The sequence below is a fragment of the Siminovitchia sp. FSL W7-1587 genome, from assembly GCF_037963795.1.
Classification (GTDB): domain Bacteria; phylum Bacillota; class Bacilli; order Bacillales; family Bacillaceae_C; genus Siminovitchia; species Siminovitchia thermophila.
Genome location: NZ_CP150169.1, coordinates 3,955,803 through 3,974,946, shown reverse-complemented (window position 1 = coordinate 3,974,946; position 19,144 = coordinate 3,955,803). Strand labels below are relative to the sequence as shown.

General features: G+C 42.2%; 21 protein-coding genes and 1 other annotated feature. Of the genes, 1 reads left to right on the top strand and 20 read right to left on the bottom strand.

The genetic code is table 11. From position 1 onward, the window contains the following. Nucleotides 1-104 precede the first annotated feature (104 nt). A complete protein-coding gene (locus NST31_RS18680; RefSeq protein ID WP_339162567.1) occupies nt 105-644 on the top strand; it encodes a transcription repressor NadR in 540 nt (179 codons plus the stop codon). A gap of 44 nt (nt 645-688) precedes the next feature. Here the strand turns inward: NST31_RS18680 and NST31_RS18675 are convergent, their stop codons facing one another. The 20 genes from NST31_RS18675 to NST31_RS18580 form a co-directional block, all read right to left on the bottom strand. Further along, nucleotides 689-1,147, bottom strand: coding sequence for an ACT domain-containing protein (locus NST31_RS18675; RefSeq protein ID WP_339162565.1), 459 nt, complete (start codon nt 1,145-1,147; stop codon nt 689-691). Nucleotides 1,148-1,168: 21 nt separating this feature from the next. Beyond that, nucleotides 1,169-2,461, bottom strand: a complete 1,293-nt coding sequence (gene obgE / locus NST31_RS18670; RefSeq protein WP_339162563.1) for a GTPase ObgE — start codon at nt 2,459-2,461, stop codon at nt 1,169-1,171. A gap of 23 nt (nt 2,462-2,484) precedes the next feature. Continuing rightward, nucleotides 2,485-3,027, bottom strand: a complete 543-nt coding sequence (locus tag NST31_RS18665) for a Spo0B C-terminal domain-containing protein (RefSeq protein WP_205178202.1) — start codon at nt 3,025-3,027, stop codon at nt 2,485-2,487. A gap of 206 nt (nt 3,028-3,233) precedes the next feature. Continuing rightward, nucleotides 3,234-3,518 (bottom strand): 50S ribosomal protein L27, encoded by a 285-nt coding sequence (rpmA, locus tag NST31_RS18660; protein WP_077113057.1) that lies wholly within the window; start codon nt 3,516-3,518, stop codon nt 3,234-3,236. A gap of 5 nt (nt 3,519-3,523) precedes the next feature. Beyond that, complete coding sequence (locus tag NST31_RS18655; protein WP_205178204.1) at nt 3,524-3,862, bottom strand: ribosomal-processing cysteine protease Prp; 339 nt, start codon at nt 3,860-3,862, stop codon at nt 3,524-3,526. Between the two features lie 7 nt (nt 3,863-3,869). Further along, nucleotides 3,870-4,178, bottom strand: a complete 309-nt coding sequence (gene rplU / locus NST31_RS18650; protein WP_205178206.1) for a 50S ribosomal protein L21 — start codon at nt 4,176-4,178, stop codon at nt 3,870-3,872. A 14-nt stretch (nt 4,179-4,192) separates the two neighbouring features. After that, nucleotides 4,193-4,274 (bottom strand) — a sequence feature (ribosomal protein L21 leader region). Between the two features lie 206 nt (nt 4,275-4,480). Beyond that, nucleotides 4,481-5,350, bottom strand: coding sequence for a M50 family metallopeptidase (locus tag NST31_RS18645; RefSeq protein WP_339162560.1), 870 nt, complete (start codon nt 5,348-5,350; stop codon nt 4,481-4,483). Next, nucleotides 5,340-6,113 carry a M23 family metallopeptidase gene (locus tag NST31_RS18640; protein WP_339162558.1) on the bottom strand — a complete coding sequence of 258 codons (774 nt, stop codon included), beginning with the start codon at nt 6,111-6,113 and terminating at the stop codon, nt 5,340-5,342. The genes NST31_RS18645 and NST31_RS18640 overlap by 11 nt, the downstream gene beginning before the upstream one ends. 180 nt (nt 6,114-6,293) lie before the next feature. Further along, a complete protein-coding gene (locus NST31_RS18635) occupies nt 6,294-6,416 on the bottom strand; it encodes a hypothetical protein (protein WP_321189687.1) in 123 nt (40 codons plus the stop codon). A gap of 403 nt (nt 6,417-6,819) precedes the next feature. Next, complete coding sequence (minD, locus tag NST31_RS18630) at nt 6,820-7,626, bottom strand: septum site-determining protein MinD (RefSeq protein WP_077113062.1); 807 nt, start codon at nt 7,624-7,626, stop codon at nt 6,820-6,822. Continuing rightward, nucleotides 7,619-8,302, bottom strand: coding sequence for a septum site-determining protein MinC (minC, locus tag NST31_RS18625; protein ID WP_077113063.1), 684 nt, complete (start codon nt 8,300-8,302; stop codon nt 7,619-7,621). The genes minD and minC overlap by 8 nt, the downstream gene beginning before the upstream one ends. A 169-nt stretch (nt 8,303-8,471) precedes the next feature. Then, complete coding sequence (gene mreD / locus NST31_RS18620; protein ID WP_205178215.1) at nt 8,472-8,990, bottom strand: rod shape-determining protein MreD; 519 nt, start codon at nt 8,988-8,990, stop codon at nt 8,472-8,474. Further along, nucleotides 8,987-9,850: a rod shape-determining protein MreC gene (gene mreC / locus NST31_RS18615; protein ID WP_205178217.1), complete on the bottom strand. Its 864-nt coding sequence runs from the start codon at nt 9,848-9,850 to the stop codon at nt 8,987-8,989. Before mreC ends, mreD begins: the two co-directional genes overlap by 4 nt. A gap of 135 nt (nt 9,851-9,985) precedes the next feature. Next, complete coding sequence (locus tag NST31_RS18610) at nt 9,986-10,996, bottom strand: rod shape-determining protein (protein WP_077113066.1); 1,011 nt, start codon at nt 10,994-10,996, stop codon at nt 9,986-9,988. A gap of 1,687 nt (nt 10,997-12,683) precedes the next feature. Further along, a complete protein-coding gene (radC, locus tag NST31_RS18605) occupies nt 12,684-13,370 on the bottom strand; it encodes a DNA repair protein RadC (protein WP_339162552.1) in 687 nt (228 codons plus the stop codon). Nucleotides 13,371-13,391: 21 nt separating this feature from the next. Next, a complete protein-coding gene (locus tag NST31_RS18600) occupies nt 13,392-13,973 on the bottom strand; it encodes a Maf family protein (RefSeq protein ID WP_339162550.1) in 582 nt (193 codons plus the stop codon). Between the two features lie 98 nt (nt 13,974-14,071). Beyond that, nucleotides 14,072-15,091, bottom strand: a complete 1,020-nt coding sequence (locus tag NST31_RS18595; protein ID WP_339162548.1) for a hypothetical protein — start codon at nt 15,089-15,091, stop codon at nt 14,072-14,074. Nucleotides 15,092-15,212: 121 nt separating this feature from the next. Next, entirely contained in the window at nt 15,213-15,953 is a 741-nt protein-coding gene (locus NST31_RS18590; protein ID WP_339162546.1) for a prepilin peptidase, read from the bottom strand. A gap of 37 nt (nt 15,954-15,990) precedes the next feature. Next, nucleotides 15,991-17,706 (bottom strand): sensor domain-containing diguanylate cyclase, encoded by a 1,716-nt coding sequence (locus NST31_RS18585; RefSeq protein ID WP_339162543.1) that lies wholly within the window; start codon nt 17,704-17,706, stop codon nt 15,991-15,993. A 98-nt stretch (nt 17,707-17,804) separates the two neighbouring features. After that, the gene (locus tag NST31_RS18580; RefSeq protein WP_339162541.1) at nt 17,805-19,118 is read right to left on the bottom strand and encodes a folylpolyglutamate synthase/dihydrofolate synthase family protein; all 1,314 of its coding nucleotides are present in this window, start codon (nt 19,116-19,118) and stop codon (nt 17,805-17,807) included. Nucleotides 19,119-19,144: the final 26 nt, after the last annotated feature.

The following is a 19,144-nucleotide window of genomic DNA, read 5'->3' as shown; positions in this document are numbered from 1 at the left end:
GCCTTTATGAGTCTTATAAAGATCCGTCTCGTACCGGAAGAGTTCAAGCGGCTGTAAATATGTGATACTATTTAATCGTAAGCATTGGAAACGGAGGACTCCTGATGAAAAAAGAAAGGAAATTGCTTGGGGAAGAAAGAAGAGCTTGGATACTGGAATATTTAAAACAAAACAATGGTCCGATAACCGGAACGGCTTTGGCGAAAAAAGCAAATGTCAGCAGGCAGGTTATTGTTGGGGATATTACATTGTTAAAAGCACATAACGAACCCATCATCGCCACGAGTCAAGGTTACTTATATATGCCGGTGATGAGCAGCGAACGTGTCGAGAAAATAGTAGCTTGCTGCCATGAGCGGGATAGAACTGAAGAGGAACTCAATATCATTGTTGATCATGGGGTTACAGTGAAAGATGTAAAAGTGGAGCATCCAGTATATGGAGATTTGACCGCCTCCATCATGGTTTCGAACCGACAAGAAGTGAACGCTTTTTTAAAAGAAATTAACAAAACAAATGCACCATTATTGTCGCAACTAACAGCTGGGATGCATTTACACACATTGTCCGCACCAAATAGGCAAATGATTGAAAGGGCAGAGGCCGCACTTTCAAAAGCGGGGATTTTAGTCGAAGAAAACTAACAAGCGGAAATGCTTCAATAAGCGCACTTCCGCTTGTTTTCTTATCAGCCTCCCGAGCTGACAACTTCCACTTTGGCCACAAACTCGAGCCGGCGTAATTTCCCCAGAAATTCATCCATATTGACATTCATTTCTGTCACATCCAGAGACAGTGTAACGTTTGCCCGTCCCTGTAACGGAATTGTTTGGTGAATCGTTAATACGTTGCATGAACAGCTAGCCACGATACTAAGCAGCTTAGATAGTGCGCCCGGCTTATCTTCAAGGAAAAAAAACAATGAAATGATTTTTTCTTTCACAACGGTATGGAAGGGAAATACCGTATCTCTATATTTATAAAAAGCACTTCGACTTAAATCGACTTGCTGAACGGCGTCCCATATCGACTCTGCCGTTCCCCGCTCCAGCAGAGCCTTTGCTTCCAACGTTTTTTTCATGGCTTCAGGCAAAACGTCTTCCCGTACGAGATAGAATTTTTGATCAATTTCCCTTTTCCCCACCATAGTTCCCCTCCATACAAAGAACTAATCCATAAATTCAAATTCGTAATCAAACAGGCGAACGGTATCGCCATCTTTCGCTCCCCGCTCTCGAAGCGCATCATCCACACCGATAGACCTTAATTGGCGGGCAAATCGGCGGACGGCTTCTTCCCGGGAAAAGTCGGTCATTTTAAATAATCTTTCAATCTTGTCACCACTGACAACAAAGCTTCCGTCCGGATCGCGCGTAATGGTAAACGGCTTTTCCTCCTCTTCATGTTTGTAAACAACCCGATGTATCTCCTTTTCATCAGGCAATTCTTCATGAAGGGGGAATTGAGGCGTCACTTCAAGTAAATCGGCTATGGCGAACAGAACTTCCCGTACACCTTCCCTCGTAATTGCTGAGATGGGATAAACAGGATATTCGTTCTGGAGCTTTGCTTTAAATGCCTTTATATTTTCTTGAGCAGAAGGGATGTCCATTTTGTTGGCAACTATGATTTGCGGTCTTTCCAGCAAACGCAAGTTATACTGCTGTAATTCCTCGTTGATCGTTATATAATCTTCGTACGGGTCTCTCCCTTCCATCCCCGACATGTCGATAACATGAACGATGACTCTTGTCCGTTCGACATGGCGAAGAAATTGATGGCCAAGCCCGACTCCTTCGTGCGCTCCTTCGATTAACCCAGGCAGATCTGCCATGACGAAACTTCGGTCATCATCCGTTGACACAACGCCAAGGTTGGGCTTAATCGTTGTAAAATGGTATTCCGCAATTTTTGGCTTTGCCGCTGATACAACAGACAGAAACGTGGACTTTCCTACATTCGGAAAACCGACTAGTCCGACATCGGCAAGCAGCTTTAATTCAAGTGTAACGTTTCTTTCCTGGCCAGGTTCGCCATTTTCAGCGACTTCAGGGGCTGGATTTGCTGGTGTGGCAAAGCGGACGTTTCCTCTTCCGCCGCGTCCTCCTTTGGCGATAACAGCTCTTTGACCGTCTTTGATCAAATCCGCAATCACTTCTCCTGTATCTTCGTCGGTCACAACAGTTCCAGGAGGCACTTTGACGATAAGATCTTCTGCACCTTTACCGTGTTGCCCTTTTGACATTCCGTTTTCTCCGCGCTTGCCTTTAAAATGCTTTTGGTATCTGAAGTCCATGAGCGTTCGCAGACCTTCGTCTACAACAAAGATAACGCTGGCTCCTTTGCCGCCGTCGCCTCCGGCCGGTCCGCCCATTGGTTCATATTTTTCACGACGGAACGCTACCATGCCGTTTCCGCCATCTCCGCCTTTAACATATACTTTTACTCGATCGACAAACATTAAGGACACTCCATTCTGGCCATCTAACTTTCCAAACAAAACAATACTTGAATTTGATATTCATTTTCCGATAACTGTTCATATGTTACATGATCCGGATACACATCTTTGCGAAAGAGCCAACTTTTCAGTTCCGACTCATTTTCTATTATACCGTGGAATTGAAAAAGAAAACCGACGGTATCTTTTCCTGATTCGATTGTCAAATATAGGCAGTTATCATAAATAGGTAATGATACCCGGTTTAACTCTTCAAAAAATTCTCCCATCCAATCTGAAAGCAGTTGATCATCCAGATCCAGCTTTTCCACTCCGTTGACAATTTCATATTCAAGACGAAAACGATACCCTTTCCAGTTGTGTGTCAACAATAATTCAGCAAAGCGAAATAGCTTTAGATTGGAAAGAATTGCTTCCTGCTTCATTTCCAGTACAATTTCATCCATAATGCGCTTAGCCTGTTCTGTTTTTCCCATGGAAAGGTTTCCTTTAATTAACTGTAATCTATTTAACCACTCGTGGCGCGTATATCGAAGTATTTCTACTACTGTCCAATTTTCGCTCATCCCTTGTTCTCCCCAGTCTGGTCTTTACAAATTATATTATAGTATAACAAATTTCTCCTCTATGGAAGCGACTTAGAGTTGTACTTGAAGTAATTGTACCATTGATAAAATGACCGGTGAACATCTTTAGGAGGAAAACATATATTTTTGAGACATCAATTATTCACAAAAAAAACTCTAACCCCAAATGGTTAGAGTTTTTATCACTATTGTGCCTGCGGATATACGCTCACTTTTTTCTTATCGCGGCCAAGCCGTTCGAACCGAACAACGCCGTCCACTTTAGCAAAAAGGGTATCGTCTTTCCCGCGACCGACGTTTTCACCTGGATGAATCTTTGTGCCTCGCTGACGGTAAAGAATCGAACCGCCGGAAACGTATTGTCCATCTGCACGTTTAGCGCCAAGTCTTTTAGCTTCAGAGTCCCTGCCGTTTTTCGTGGAACCTGCTCCTTTTTTCGTTGCGAAAAATTGAAGATCCAATTTCAACATGTGATTCACCCCCTATTTTTAACGTTAACTTTTAAATAATCTTTATAATCACGTTCGATTGTTTCTAATGAAATAACCATGCCCTCAAGCAACAGCTGAACTTGTTTGGAAGTTTCCAACGGCAAGTCCGCGGGCAGCTTGCATGACAGATAACCGCTTTCCGACTGTTCTATGTTTAGAGTGACACCCGTCAGTGCCATAACTGCATTCAGGCTGCCAAAAGCAACTGCTGAAGCGCCGGCACAGACGATATCTGCGCCTTTTTCTGCAAACTCGGCATGCCCGGTCATCGTAAAAGATTCAATCTTGCCTTTGGAATCTTTATATATTTCAACGAGAATCATGGATCTGTTACGCGTTGATTTTTTCGATGATCAGTTTTGTATATGGCTGACGGTGGCCTTGTTTTTTACGGTAATTCTTCTTAGGCTTGTATTTGAAAACAACGACCTTCTTTTGACGGCCTTGTTGCTCCACCTTGGCAGTTACGGTGGCACCTTCAACAAATGGGCTGCCAACTTTCACATCTTCACCACCGACAAAAAGCACTTTGTCAAAAGTGTATGTGTCACCTTCAGTCGCATCCAACTTTTCAACAAAGATTGCTTGGCCTTCTTCAACCTTTATTTGTTTTCCGCCTGTTTCAATGATTGCGTACAATGTATCGCACCTCCTCAATAACTAAGACTCGCCAGACTCAGGTGTCTTATACTGGATAAGCGCTTGTGTACCTGTGCTGTGCGGTTGTAGCACGGGTGCTACAATCTAACATAAAAATACTATCACATTCTCATGCCTTATGTCAATAGCGCTTCTCTTCATTTTACTACTCTTTCTTTTACTTCGAAAGCGCTCTGATCAAAGATACTGCCTATTCATTTACTTGGTTTATTCTCAGATTCTATATTTGGGAGAATTTTGTTTCATATTCGATCATTGATTTCAAGTAGACTCAATGATGTTCAATCATGATACACGATATCCTTCAAGCGTGCGCGTATTTGCTTTTCTGCAAAGAAGGCATGCAACATTTCGTTTTCATCCAGTTTTCCGAGCATTCGTTTCCCATCATCCACATGGATGACATGCTTACAGCCACGCCTGAATTGCTCCATGATCGAGGACACATATTCGCTTCCTTCCACCTCAATCACATCAAGCTTTTTAAAACCTGTTTGCTTCCCGCTATACCGCTCTAATAAAAACCGGATAAAGGAAAATCTCATTTGATTCCATTGGTGCCACAATGATGCATATAAATACACTAGAACAACCCACACATTCAGGTTAAACGGAAATACGATCAAAAAAAGACAAAGAAGAAACGTCAAAACAATAAAGGAACAAAGCAATGATTGTTTGAAAGCCGTTAAAAACGGTTGCCGGGAACTCAAATATAAATAAATAACCTTGCCACCATCAAGCGGCCATACAGGCAGAAGATTAAACAAAAAGACCATTATGTTAAACTGTTGAAACATTGTTGCAAATTCCATCGAAATGACTTCATTTGTCCCCAGAATAAAGACAGTTGCCGCCATCCATATATGCTGAAAAGGACCGGCAAGGACGACAAGCAGTTCTTCAATAACAGGCCGATTTCCATGTTCATCCACTTCACAAATACCACCAAACGGCATAATCAAGATGCGATTGATTTTCCACGAAAAAAAATGGGCACAAGTGGCATGTCCCATCTCGTGAATAAAAACAATCAAAAACAATGTGAGCAATTCCCAATAATAACCCGTGATAATGGCAAAACAAGCCACAATCCAAAAGAGAGGATGAAAATGTATCTTTCTTAAAAGTCGTCCGTAGTTATTCAACATTAATCACCTGGAGGGGATCAATAAAAACATCTCCCTTTTTAATGGCAATATAAAATTTTCCTGAATAACTTTCTTCACCAGATGACACGGTTCCCAACACTTTTCCGCCTTCAATACGTTCATGTGGTTTTACATGAAGCTTGTTCAGGTGGGCATACCATGATTCAGTATCGTCTTCATGTTGCACAATCACTGTGTTGCCGGTATCTGCTTTTTTTCCTGCAAAAATAACGATTCCGCCGGCAATAGCTTCAACCTGAGCCTGATGTTCCGTTTCGATCATGATCCCGCGGCCATCTTGATCGAAATTTTCGGCGATTTTAGCTCCAACAGGCAAGGCATAGTCTGTTTCTATCCCCGTTTGGATAATGTCTCCATCTGCCTTGTCCTTGTCGGGAAATAGAGCAAGCGGTTTGCCAAAACGGCCTTCATACCACTCAGAAACAGCGGCAAAACGGAATTCCGTTTCCATTGCTTCGTTGACGACTGATTTAGCCGCTTGAAATGCCGGGGAATCGGATTTGTAAATGATACTGACAAGGAGAATGAGCGTTATGGAAGCGAGAACTTTGAATATAAATACTTCACGATTCCAAAGAGGATGAAATTTTTCCTGATTTTTTGAATCATATAGAGAATGCTCATCCGTATAATTGCTGTCAATCCATTCATTTGACCACTGAATACCTTTATCCTTTTTCCGGTCATAGGACTTTCTTCTCTTGGCAATTCGCTTTTTTATTTGATTTACCCGATGGTTCACACCCCGCCATCTCCCTTACCAAGTTTCTACTACCCTATGACTTGTCTCTCCCTATTATGCTTCGGTTGTGAAGAAAAGACGGGGCGTTCCTTTGTAAAATTAATTGTATGCTGTTAGCTGTTCGCGTAGCAGAATACAAACTTCTTATAAAATTTTTCCTCACTATTCCGAACGAACATTTTAACTTCCAAAGTCACTTTCCCGTAAATAATTTTGCTGTTCGCCATGCGATGTTAACATCGCCACCGCTGTCTGTTCTCCTATTTCTGCTCCTTTAATGGCCGCTCGTTTCATTGCAAACAAACGATGTGCCCGCTATTAGGTATATAGATCTTTTTTCAGAAAATCTCTGGTTTGGACAGGCAAGATCAGAACCGCTTGATGACAACTTATTGGAAACTTGCGCTTGTTGAACACGACTACGCCTGAACCGAACCCTGTTCATCGAAAGCGTCGAGGCTGCCATCGCCATTGTCGCACTCTATATGCTCCTGAACCGAACCCTGTTTATCGAAAGCTCCATATCCGATCATGATCTCCCGGCCGCTGAAATGCCGATTTGCAAATTTCCGGTCCGAAACACAAAAAACCTATAAAAATGAATAAACCGCATGAAATCAATTTGAAACACCTTGATTTCACGCGGTTTATTTTCACGATTGGACGAATAGCAATTCGTTTTCAACTTATGTCCCAGCTTCACCGATTATCGGGATGATCCAAAAAGCTGTTTAATTCGAGTGAAGAATCCGGATTTATCTTCTTCCAGGGGCTGAAGCGGTACAGATTCCCCAAGAATCCGTCTTGCGATATTTCGGTATGCGATTGATGTTTTGCTTTCCGGATTGAGGGCAATGGGTTCACCCTCGTTGGATGACTTGATGACTTCTTCGTCGTCTTGCACGATACCGAGCAGGTCGATGGATAAGTGCTGTGTAATATCATCCACGTCGAGGACATCACCCTCACGCATCATCCTCGGCCTGATTCTATTAATAATCAATTTGGGAGGCTCAATATTCTCTTCTTTTTCAAGAAGGCCAATAATTCTGTCCGCATCACGGACAGCGGAAATTTCAGGTGTCGTTACAACGATCGCCTTGTCTGCTCCGGCAATCGCATTCCTGTAACCTTGTTCAATTCCCGCAGGGCAATCAATGAGAACATAATCATAATCTTGCTTGAGCTCGGCCACAAGTTCTCTCATCTGCTCAGGTGTGACCGCCGTTTTATCGCTTGTTTGTGCCGCTGGAAGCAAAAACAGCTTGTCCTCAAACCTTTTGTCTTTTACAATTGCTTGGTGAGGCTTGCAACGCTTCTCAACAACATCTACAAGATCATAAATAATCCTGTTTTCAAGCCCCAGCACAACATCGAGATTGCGAAGGCCAATATCCGTATCTATCAAACACACTTTTTTCCCCTGCAAGGCAAGTGATGTACCCAGGTTTGCCGAAGTTGTTGTCTTTCCGACTCCTCCCTTGCCGGATGTTATTACAATCGCCTCACCCATAATAATGTCCCCCTTTAAATCTCGTAATATTCGGTCGTAAGTGTTTTAACACTTGTAATCGATCAATGATAATTTGATGATTCCTGTCTATGTAGGCACATTCCATTTGGTGACGTTCCTCCTGATCATAATGGTCGGGAGAACGGCTGATGCAATCAGAAATTCTTAACTGTGACGGGGTCATGAATGAGGCAACGATAACGGCTTCATTTCTGCCCGTGTATCCGGCATGGGCAATCCCTTTTAATGCCCCCATGATAAAAATATTACCGCCTGCCCTTACCGTGCCGCCTGGATTAACATCCCCCACGAGAAGTAAGTCCCCCGGCACTTCTAAAATTTGCCCGGATCTTACGATCGTTGCGACGGAAGTTACTTCCTGGCTCTCGATGACCGTTTTGGCCTCTTCTTTTGAAATGACATTGCTGTCTATTTCCTCCACGATCAGGTTTTGTTTTTGCCGAATAAGTTCTTTGATTTCTTCTTCTTGTTCAGGATTTAAATAGCGGTTGCCCGTAAGAATGCGAACTGAAATAAGCGGACTTTCCTCTAATCCTTGAAATTCCGCAAGCTTCTCTTCCAGCTCTATTAAAATATCTTCATACGAACAACGATCATTTAACTGAAGCGAAAGACCGCTCTTCGTTCCTTTAATCATTACATTTTGTCTTTTCATGAATTAGCGGGCTTCAAGGAATTGCATTCATTGGGCCCTTACTTCTCCTTTCAACGACGAACATCTTATCCGGTACAGTTTGATGAACACCAGCAAGGTTCATTTCTTCTATTTTCGACAATCGCTGGCGATTTCCCTTTTTCGTGGGCAAATTTTCATCATCTCCGTATTATTCGGATGACAGTTGCTTATGCAAATGTTGCAGCCATCTTGTATATGGGATAAAAATGATGAAATAGAAAATTAAATTCAGTACAAGAGATGGCAGCAGTCTGTTTTCAAGAAACTCCATCATTGTTACAGGAACATTGAAAAGCAGTATGTTTAATCCAAAAATGAGCGATTCCACCAGTGAAATATTCACGATCACAATCAGCCCTACAGTCAGCACATTGATATGTAAAATCCTGATCATTTTAGAAGCTATGTAGACGGAAATGGGAAATAAAAACAGGTAAGCCCCGATAATTCCCGTAAAATATATATCAAAAATCAGTCCGAATAACGCCGCATATATGATCGTTGTGTTACGAACAAAGTATATCCCCATCAATGTTAATGCGATCAACAAAAAATGAGGGATAACCATCCGGTCTTTAAATAAAGAGGCTGTTGTAAAAAAATCAGTAAATAGGCTTTCAGCGTAAAAACAAGCAATCAATACGAGAGGAAGAAGAACCCGCTTCATTCGTCTTCCTCCTTATCCCCGGATTGCATCGAGCGGGCAACAACCATTACGTGTTCGAAATCATAGAATTCGGCAAAAGGTTTAATATAAGCGATTTGCGACAGTCCATATTGATCAAGGGTCACTTCTTCAACCGTTCCAATTTCAAGTCCTTTTGGAAAAATACCGCCTAAGCCCGAAGTAATGACATTTTGTCCTTTTTCAATTTGGGCTTCATCAATGGGCAAATCCTTCATTATCAGCATTTTCTTTTCTTTGTCGTACCCGTCAATTAAGCCATGCACGGAACCCTTTGCTTGAATCAAAGCGGAAACCCTGTTTTTTGTATTATCCGAACTGAGCAATTCAATCGTTGATGTCATTTCTGATGTAGAAACAACTTTCCCAACAAGTCCTTTGGACGTAATGACGGCCATATCAGGCTTTATGCCGCTTTTTGCCCCTTTATCGATAACGATCTTTTCAAACCACCGGTCTGGTGTTCGGCCGATGACAGTGGCCTGAATCGGGGTAAAATCTCTCAAGCTCTCTTTTTTACCAAGAGCCTCGCGCAATTCAGCATTATCTTTTTTGAGCTCGGTCATTTCTTTTTCAAGTCTCGCCACTTCTTCCAAGCGAGCTTTTAATTTTTTGTTTTCTTTATATGTATTTTGCAACTCTTCGAAGCCCTCGAAAAAACCCGCTATCTTGTGTGCGGGTTTTGCAACGAGGGATTGGCCAAAACCCACGACATCTTTCACAAATTGCTCTGGCCGCGAGATATTGTCTCTGTCCCTTAATGAAAAACCGATTAAAGAAACAAGAATAATGATTCCGATTAACAAGATGATCAGCCGCTTGTTCAGAAAAAAATGTGGCATTAAAACCCACCCCAGTTTTCAATTAGCCGGTATCTGTCCCTTCTAAAAAGGGAGTCAGATGTCTGCATAGGAAAGCAGAGGGCCGCAAAAAAAAGACGACCTCTGCCAATTTTCTCAATTAAAGCAAATACAATCTTACGCACGATTTTTAAACATGTTAATATGGTCCAGCGCCTTCCCGGTTCCGATCGCTACACAATCCAGCGGTTCATCCGCAATCAGAACAGGCATTTTTGTTTCGTCGCTGATGACTTTATCCAAATTGCGAAGGAGGGCTCCTCCTCCTGCAAGGACAATTCCTCTATCCATTATATCTGCCGCAAGCTCAGGCGGTGTATTCTCCAACGTGTTTTTCACAGCATCAATGATCGTATAAACCGTATCACGGAGAGCTTCCGAAATTTCTTCCGCCGTAATTTCAATTGTTTTGGGGAGCCCTGTCAATAAATCACGGCCGCGAATTTCCATCTTTTCGTTCGTTTCGACTGCTCCAGCCGAGCCAATTTCAACTTTGATAGCTTCAGCCGTTCTTTCCCCAATGAGCAAATTATATGTTTTTCGGATATAGTTGACAATGGCTTCATCAAAATTGTCTCCGGCAATTCGAATGGAATTGCTTGTAACAATCCCTCCCAGGGAAATGACTGCCACTTCCGTCGTTCCGCCGCCAATATCCACGACCATGCTTCCAGTTGGTTCCCAAACAGGCAAATCAGCACCGATCGCAGCAGCGAAAGGTTCTTCGATTGGATAAGCTTCCCTGGCTCCCGCCTCTCTAGTGGCATCGAGCACCGCCCTTTGTTCCACTGCTGTAATTCCGGAAGGCACACATACCATAACGTACGGCTTGCCCCCAAAAGCTCCTTTTGCTTTTCCTGCATGTTTTATAAAATATTTCATCATCGTTGCTGTCGTTTCATAATCGGCAATAACGCCATCTCTCATTGGCCGCATCGCCACTATATTTCCCGGCGTTCTGCCGATCATCTTTTTGGCATCATTTCCGACTGCAACGATTTTCTTTGTCTCGGTGTTGATGGCAACCACTGAAGGCTCCCGCAATACAATTCCTTTCCCTTTGACAAAAACAAGTGTATTGGCTGTGCCCAAGTCAATTCCTAAATCTTTTGTACCGATTCCAAACATGTATGTATCTCCCTTTCTACCCCATTACAATTGGTCAGGATGGACTTTATTATGAATTGTGTTTTATTACAACCTCATTACAACTTTGAAAAAAAAATCACAAGACTAATTATATCTTATCATTTATGAAAAGCATAGTGTCACTTAAATCCTTTTTCTTTCATGTTGACATATTGGTAAGCGACGACTGACGATACACTGAACCATGCGAAGTCAAAATGGTCTTTTTCGCGCTTTTCAAAGCCTCTTTGTCATATAGACATCTTCCCTCATCGGGTGGATAATTAGTGATGTAGCGGCTGCCTAATGCGATGCTTACTCCCCGGAGTGTATTCTCGAAGTATTGAAGCCACCGAAGTGGAAAACAGATTTTTCATGTTGAGGTATATACTTAATATAGCTGATATGGTTAAGATAAGAAACCACTTCCATAACATTTAGTCTAGATAATACGAACGAAAATGAATATGTTTAAAAAATGAAATCAAAGCCTTGCTCGACTGTGGGGCTTTTGATCCGCCTGTTAATCTAATTAGCATTCGAATCATTCATTCTGTAACTAGAAGTTACAAAAGCCTCGTAGAATTTTTCATGATCACAATGTATTTCTGATCTTTTATCTAATCATTCCTCTTCTAGAATTTTTTATGAAATTACCCATTTAAATCTACATCTGCCTAAACAATGATTACCCTGTTTGTTCATAGATTCTTAACAAAGCGTCATACATGGCATCAGCCAAATGGCGCCTATTTATTATCGGATGAAACCCTCCTTTTCAAATGCGCACAAATTGAAAAGTTAAGCCAAGTCAATGGAAGGCAAAAGCTTCAACTAATTCTACCCTACCCTCTAAGTTGCACTTTTATCTATATTTTAAAAATCTTCTTTTTTATTTGCTGGAACTTTAGCTGGCATAAAGGGAATTATACCTGATTCCTCCTCATATACCAAGGTGCATTTTATCGTGCGCCGTAGGTTTCAAGAAAAAAGCTCACTTTTAAAATGTTGAAGGGCTAGAATAGATGTCACTTTGTATATTCGATAAGAAAGTCTTTTTCCCATTGAAAAATGGCCATTATTTCAATTTATAGTACCTCGCGCATGGAATATAGCGTCTATTTTCTTCCATATAGGCAATCGTTCGAAACTTAATTATACCGAAAGCTGGCTCTCTTTTGTATGGTATATATGAGATATTAAAAAAATTGAAAGCTTTATCTTCTTATTTAAATGATCAGCTTATAATGCGGCAACAGACGCTCATTAACTCAGAAATTTCTGGTGGAAGAATCGGATTCATAGCCCGCTGCAGGGGGTCTATTTTTTCACCCACATCATTATTGGGAGACCGTTCTCCTGATAACTTTGCTATACCCGCACAACTTCTTTCTCTGTAACAATGATTCTTGCAATTTTCATCCTGAATCAAAATCTTGTTTATTTCCTACAGTTTGCCGAGGTTGGGCCGTCAGGATGCGGCTTTTGGTGCTTAGTTTGCGAATCTCCATTCCAAAAGTTTTGTTTGTCTATGTGGGAAAATCGTAAACCAGGTGGAGAAAACAACAAGATTACTTTCTCCACCTGGTTTTTCGGGACTTTTAAAAAACCACATTATCCTAGCAAACATGTATCTCCCTTTCTAACCCCGATGCATTCCAATAAACATGTTGTACTCCCTAACGTCTTATCGTATAAAACCTTTTTCTTTCATGCTGACATATTTATTATCGCCGATGATCAAGTGATCGAGGATTTCGATTCCCATCATTTTACCGCATTCAACGAGCCTGTTTGTCACCTCAATATCCTCTCTCGATGGTGTCGGGTCTCCTGATGGATGATTATGAAAACAGATGATGGAAGCGGCCGATCGGCGGAAAGCTTCCTTGAATACTTCTCGAGGGTGAACGATAGAAGCGTTTAAGCTTCCGATAAAAATGGTTTGTCGGTGGAGAACTTGATTCTTGGTATTCAAATAGAGGCACACGAAGTGTTCCTGTGTTAAAAAGCGCATATCGTTCATAACATAATTCGCACCATCTTCAGGAGTGCGAATGATGTAACGATCATCATAAGTGAGGTTGCCGATTCTTCTCCCGAGTTCTATCGCGGCAGCAATTTGTACCGCTTTCACTTTGCCGATTCCTTTAATTCCCATTATCTCTTCCAGAGCCGCCTCTTTTAGCCATAATAACCCATCAAATTGTGCCAGCAGCTTATTCGCCAGTTGAAGAGCCGATTTTGACTTTGTTCCTGTCCTTAACAAGATCGCCAATAGTTCCTGATTGGAAAGACTGGCTGCGCCATGTTGAATAAGTCTTTCGCGCGGCCTGTCTTCAATGGGAAAGTCTTTGATCATTAAAGTATCCAATTTCGCTGTTTTTTCATCCTTTCATTCGTATTGTTGAAAAATGGGGAAGCCGATTTTTTCAAGCATTCTTGCAACACGGGCGATTGGAAGACCGACAACTGAAAAGTAATCCCCGTGAATTTCTTTTACCAATAAGGATCCCCATCCTTGAATGCCATACGCGCCTGCTTTATCTAACGGTTCATCTGTTGCAATATAGCGTTCAATCTCTTTTTCTGACAGTTCCCAAAAAGTAACTTCCGTTTTTTCATAAAATGTTTCAATGGTGTCCGCAAAGAATACGGCCACCCCGGTAAAAACGGAATGGGTCTGTCCTGATAATGTTTGTAACATTTGAAAAGCATGCTTTTTGTCAAAAGGCTTGCCTAACATATCGCCATGAATCGCTACAATTGTGTCTGCGCCAACCACGCAGCTATCACCATGATGCTTAGCGATGTCTTTTGCTTTTCGAGCGGCCAATTCCATCACCATGTTCGCTGGAGATATGGAGGCGGAAATCGTTTCATCTACTTGTGGGGAACAAACCGTAAATGGAATATGAAGCATTTCTAGAAGTTCTTTTCGGCGGGGAGATGTGGAAGCTAAAACGAGTCGGGGCATAAAGTTTCTTCCTTTCTTGGGAGATACACTATTATCGTACCAAATCAAAACCGAAGAAACAATACTTGCTCTTGGTCCCAAAAAAGAGAGCCCGGCTTTTACGCAGCGGGCTCTTGACCTAGGTCATGATATGTTTTTAAAAAGAGCAACAGCGCTTGCTGGGCTTTAGCCAAGCTGTCCGGGCCTCCTGATTCCGTAAATTCAAGAAGAGCCTTCTGCGCTTCTGTTAAATATTTACCTAAATCGTTAATACCGTCACTTCCCTCATTATTTTTACTAATTGATCCTACCTTTTCCCCGATTTGCTTTAACTCATCTGGATCTGCTGCACCTTTCAGTTCAGCGCTGGAAGCTTGTCCAAGAAGACTCTGAAAGATTTGTATTGAATCTGACAATAGGGCAGATTCAGCCTCCGAACCTACCTTAATTTCCTTTTCCGGAATGGCAAATTCTTTCGGGTATACATCAATGCCCGATGTTGCAAGCTCTTGTGACCAAACCCTCGCCGAAGACACATCTGCCGTTACCCCGATAAACAGAAAATTTTGCCCGTCTACCGCAATCGTTGCGCTAGGTATGCCTTTCTCAGAAAGCTTATCGACAGCTGCTTTTGCGGCTTCCTCTGTATTAAATACACCGCCTTGGATGACCGCAGTGTTTATTTCCGGGGCTTTTACGGATAAATTAGCGGTTTCCGCTTTTCGATTGGCAGCGGGTGATACAGACGCATCCGTCAACTGGGCATCGTTTTCAGAGTTAACGACCAGCTTATACACAAACAGTCCAAACGCCAGTCCAACCACGATTGCCAACACTGTGGAGAGGGCGACCCCTGCTTTTTTTGGTGAAAAACTTTTGAAAAAATGTCGCGGACCTTTTTTGTTTGTTTCTTTCGGCAAATGGGTATTGATAGGTTCATATTCTACATCAGGCTCATTCTTTTTGTTTTCTGGCAAAACCCAGTCAAAGTCTCCCGTTTCGGCTTTGTCACCCGCTGCCGCCGTCTCGTTCTCTGCTTTTGTCCAGTCATTTATGACAATATCCTTTAAGACCTGGCTTTCTTGTCCATTAATATGAACCTTCATTTTTTGTTTGCCGGCTTTTCTTTTCTTTGCCATATGCTATATTCCTCCCGATCTATTTTGTATTTTGCCTTATGCTAGCATGTCAAAATAAAAAAAGGACAAGACTTTTGTCGTCTCGCCCGGGAAGGATTTTCGCCAAATTACTAGTGTATTCCTAAAAAAGGGAAAAATACCAAAGAAATATTTCATGATGAAAAAAATAGGCCGCTAACGTTCCAATTGAAATAAAAGGACCGAATGGAATGTGATCTCCCCTCTTGAATGTGCCTGTCAATAGCCCAAAAGCGCCAAAAACAGCTCCAGCCAACGAAGCCAGAAAAAAGGATAGTAAAACAATCTTTGTCCCGAGGGCAAAGCCGATCACGGCAAACAACTTGATATCTCCGCCTCCCATGCCTCCTTTGCTGACAATCGCAATCAGGAGAAGCAACGCAAATCCCGTTGCGGCTCCCGTGACTGAAGTCCACCAGGGGGAAAGCGGTTCTATAAGTCTTTCAATGAAAAAAATTGCTGTAAAAGCTAATAATATTTTGTCAGGAATCAGCATATAATTAATGTCTGTCATAAAAATAATAACAAGCAGAGAAATGAGGGTACAGGCGAAGAGAAATTCAAAGGTCCAGCCAAACCTGGAATATGCATATACAAATAACAAAGCGGTTGAAAGTTCCACCACTGGATAAAGAGGCGATATTTTTGAATGGCAATGCCTGCATTTTCCCCCCTGAATGACAAATGACAAAACAGGAATCAGCTCCAAAGGAGACAGCCGTTGGCCACACTTCGGACAAGCCGATCCCGGTTTTACGACAGACTTCTGGGCCGGTACTCTCATTCCCACCACATTAAAAAAAGAACCTAAAAGAAGACCGTATATAAAAACAGCAAAAGTCATGGATTGTGATACCTCTCTTTATGAAACTCAACTAGCTCTAATCAGTTTCTTTTTCTCCCTGCACGTATTTCGCAACCCTGTTTCTGCCCGCCCGTTTTGCGCCAATATACAATGCTCGGTCAGCGTACTTTACCAATGATACAGGATCATTGGCATGTTTTGGAGCGGTTGAAACTCCGATGCTGGCTGTAATTGATACTTCGACTATATTTCTGGCAGGGTCGAGTTCATTATGCACAAGAAAAGGATGGTTGGCAATGGCTTGGCGAACCGTTTCGGCAAGCTCGTGTGCCTCTTTGTCATCTGTATCCGGGAGAAGGATGACAAATTCCTCACCTCCGTACCTGGCCAGAACGCCACGCACAGCAACAAGCGCTTGCAGCCTATCAGCCAGTGTGATTAAGATTTGATCTCCCGCCTGGTGTCCATATTGATCATTGATCGTTTTAAAATGATCGATATCGACGATAATGAGAGAAATGCATTCTATTTTTTTATCCTGAAGATCCTTAAATTTTTCATATATGTATTTATCAAAATATCTGAAGTTGGGAATCTTCGTCATCGGACAATATTCGCTTTCCCGTTTCGTTTCTTCATAATGACGGGCATTGCTTAGCGCAACCGCCAGATAAGAGCACATAATATCGACAATCATCAGTTGAAACTTATGAAAAGCATTTTTCCTGGAAGACGCGAGAAATAGAACGCCTTCGATTTGTTTTGCCTGCATGATCGGAACACATATGACACTCTCGGCATGATTCGGAGAATATCCATGTGAAAATTTTCTCCATTCTGACTTTTCCCCATATATAAGGCCTTTTTCCCGCTTTAAAACGATGCCGCAAACCCCCTTGTCCTTCGGAATAGGTGGAATCATGTTTAATATATCACTGTCTTTTTCATATTGTCTGACCACTACCAGCATGTCACCCTTTAAACCAAGTATATAGGCCCATTCAACTGGAAATGTTTTTGTGATTTTTTTCATAAATAAATTTAATACTTCTTCGACATTCAAGCGTTCAGCGAGTTGATGCCCAATTTCAGCGGCGGTTTGCAAATGCAAATTTACCCGCAAAGAAGATTGGTACATCTTTAACACGAGCAAAGAACTTAATACGGGAATCCCTATTAAAGCAAATGCGGCCGGACCTATAATATTATTCAAATAGAACAAGCCGATTCCTAACGGATAAACAACAAGGCGGAGACAAATGTCCCACAGCAATCCACTTCCAAAAAGCGTGCTTTTCACATTTGTAAAAAAACGCAACAAACCCCGTAATAATAATGCAGATGAAAAGCTAAGAATGACATAAGTTGCGATTGGAAATACAGCATTGTGTGAGGAGTCATAGCCAACTTCCCCACCTGCCGCAAAAAAGCCAATCCCTGATATGAATGATATGCACGTGAACATAGAAGAGTATAAGAGGTAACGGTAAAATTTCTGCGACTGATCTTGAATGGCAAGCATGGAAACGACCGTCGCCAATTGGAGAAGAACCATTTCATAAAACATCCCGTAAGAAAGAAAAACGGCAATCGATATCCATTGCGTTAAAAACACGACTGTTTTATTGACCGTCAGCGGAATACACGCGATAATAACAGCAGTAAGTGAGAACGCAAAAATGTCCCAGAAGCCGACATATTGGGGTGGAGAAATTTGATAGGCATACCAGTGACATATCGGGACGATCATGAGCCATAAGGCCCATGTAATTATTTTTTTCCTCGTATTCACACACTCCACCCCTTATTTTATAGTTATTAAGACTTAGGCTTATAGTCATATTAACAAATTAAGGGGACCTTGTCATTGGTTAGTGGTTAAGCGAATGTTTAAGCTGGATGGTTCGTTAATAATTTTACGATAGCCGGTTTCACTTCCGAAATAAAGTAAAGCGAGCCGGTAACCGCCAAAACTTTGTCTGAATTCAATAATGGAATAAATCTTTTCAGAAGTGCCTGCCAATCTTTTTCCACTTTGGCTACTGCTATACCGCTCACTTTTTTTAACTTATCCGCAGGGGCAGCCCGTGGAAAGTCAAATTCAGTAAAATAAATATTTTCCCCGAGCTCTTTTAACAACGGGAGCATGCTCCCCAAATCCTTATCTTCAAGCGCAGCAAACACAACTGTCAACTTTTTCCCTGGAAAACGCTGTTTCATGGTAGCCACAAAAGCACGCAGCCCTTCGGGATTGTGCGCCCCATCGACGATGATCATAGGAGTCTTGCTGATCATTTCCATTCTTCCCGGCCAATACGCTTTGACCAACCCTGTTCGAATATGCTGTTCTTTCAACGAAATCATGTTGGCATCTTTTAAATAAAGCAAAGAGGCCACTGCCAGAGACGCATTTTCAATCTGGTGGGCTCCCATTAGAGACAATTCTAACTGATCAAGTTCCCTTCCATTTCCAGTAAAGCGGAAACGTTCTCCCGTAGCCCGGGGTTCGTACTGACTAACTGAAAAGTCAATGCCCAGTTGGAAAAAGGGAGCCGCTTTCTCTTTTGCTTCTGCTTTTAATACGCGCATCGCCTGATCTTGTTTCACAGCCGTAAAAACCGGGACACCGTCTTTGATAATACCGGCTTTTTCATAAGCTATTTTTTCGACCGTATTTCCCAATATCCGAGTATGATCCATTCCTATATTGGTGATCACAGAGAGTACTGGATAAACAACATTGGTCGAGTCAAAACGGCCGCCAAGCCCTACCTCCAACAAAACAAAGTCAACTGGACGAAGCTCGGCAAAGTAATACATCGCCATCGCCGTGATCACTTCAAATTCTGTTGGGGACCCCAGCTTGGACGATTCCAATTCCTCTACCATTGGCTTAATGGTATTGGCAAGTGATATGATTTCTTCATCCGAAATCGGAATCCCGTTCACACTGACTCTTTCGTTAAACTGTTCAATATATGGTGATGTAAAAGTTCCGACATCATATCCGGCTTCATTTAAAATAGAACGGCAAAAAGCCACTGTCGAACCTTTTCCGTTTGTTCCGCCAACATGTAGCGCCTTCATGCGTCTTTCGGGATGCCCGAGCCGCTCCATCAGCCATTCCATGCGATCAAGCCCTAAATTGATTCCAAACTTTAGCCGTGAATGAATCCACTCCATTGCTTCACTATATGTATTCATCCGTTGTCCTCCCATCGGTCCTTCAA

Coding starts and splice junctions, on each gene's coding strand:
- mreC (WP_205178217.1), bottom strand. CDS start 9,850: ATGCCACATTTTTTTCTGAACAAGCGGCTGATCATCTTGTTAATCGGA.
- obgE (WP_339162563.1), bottom strand. CDS start 2,461: ATGTTTGTCGATCGAGTAAAAGTATATGTTAAAGGCGGAGATGGCGGA.
- mreD (WP_205178215.1), bottom strand. CDS start 8,990: ATGAAGCGGGTTCTTCTTCCTCTCGTATTGATTGCTTGTTTTTACGCT.
- NST31_RS18680 (WP_339162567.1), top strand. CDS start 105: ATGAAAAAAGAAAGGAAATTGCTTGGGGAAGAAAGAAGAGCTTGGATA.
- minD (WP_077113062.1), bottom strand. CDS start 7,626: ATGGGTGAGGCGATTGTAATAACATCCGGCAAGGGAGGAGTCGGAAAG.
- NST31_RS18580 (WP_339162541.1), bottom strand. CDS start 19,118: ATGAATACATATAGTGAAGCAATGGAGTGGATTCATTCACGGCTAAAG.
- NST31_RS18665 (WP_205178202.1), bottom strand. CDS start 3,027: ATGAGCGAAAATTGGACAGTAGTAGAAATACTTCGATATACGCGCCAC.
- NST31_RS18590 (WP_339162546.1), bottom strand. CDS start 15,953: ATGACTTTTGCTGTTTTTATATACGGTCTTCTTTTAGGTTCTTTTTTT.
- NST31_RS18655 (WP_205178204.1), bottom strand. CDS start 3,862: ATGATTCTCGTTGAAATATATAAAGATTCCAAAGGCAAGATTGAATCT.
- NST31_RS18595 (WP_339162548.1), bottom strand. CDS start 15,091: ATGGCAAAGAAAAGAAAAGCCGGCAAACAAAAAATGAAGGTTCATATT.
- NST31_RS18600 (WP_339162550.1), bottom strand. CDS start 13,973: ATGCCCCGACTCGTTTTAGCTTCCACATCTCCCCGCCGAAAAGAACTT.
- NST31_RS18610 (WP_077113066.1), bottom strand. CDS start 10,996: ATGTTTGGAATCGGTACAAAAGATTTAGGAATTGACTTGGGCACAGCC.
- minC (WP_077113063.1), bottom strand. CDS start 8,302: ATGAAAAGACAAAATGTAATGATTAAAGGAACGAAGAGCGGTCTTTCG.
- NST31_RS18645 (WP_339162560.1), bottom strand. CDS start 5,350: ATGTTGAATAACTACGGACGACTTTTAAGAAAGATACATTTTCATCCT.
- NST31_RS18675 (WP_339162565.1), bottom strand. CDS start 1,147: ATGGTGGGGAAAAGGGAAATTGATCAAAAATTCTATCTCGTACGGGAA.
- rpmA (WP_077113057.1), bottom strand. CDS start 3,518: ATGTTGAAATTGGATCTTCAATTTTTCGCAACGAAAAAAGGAGCAGGT.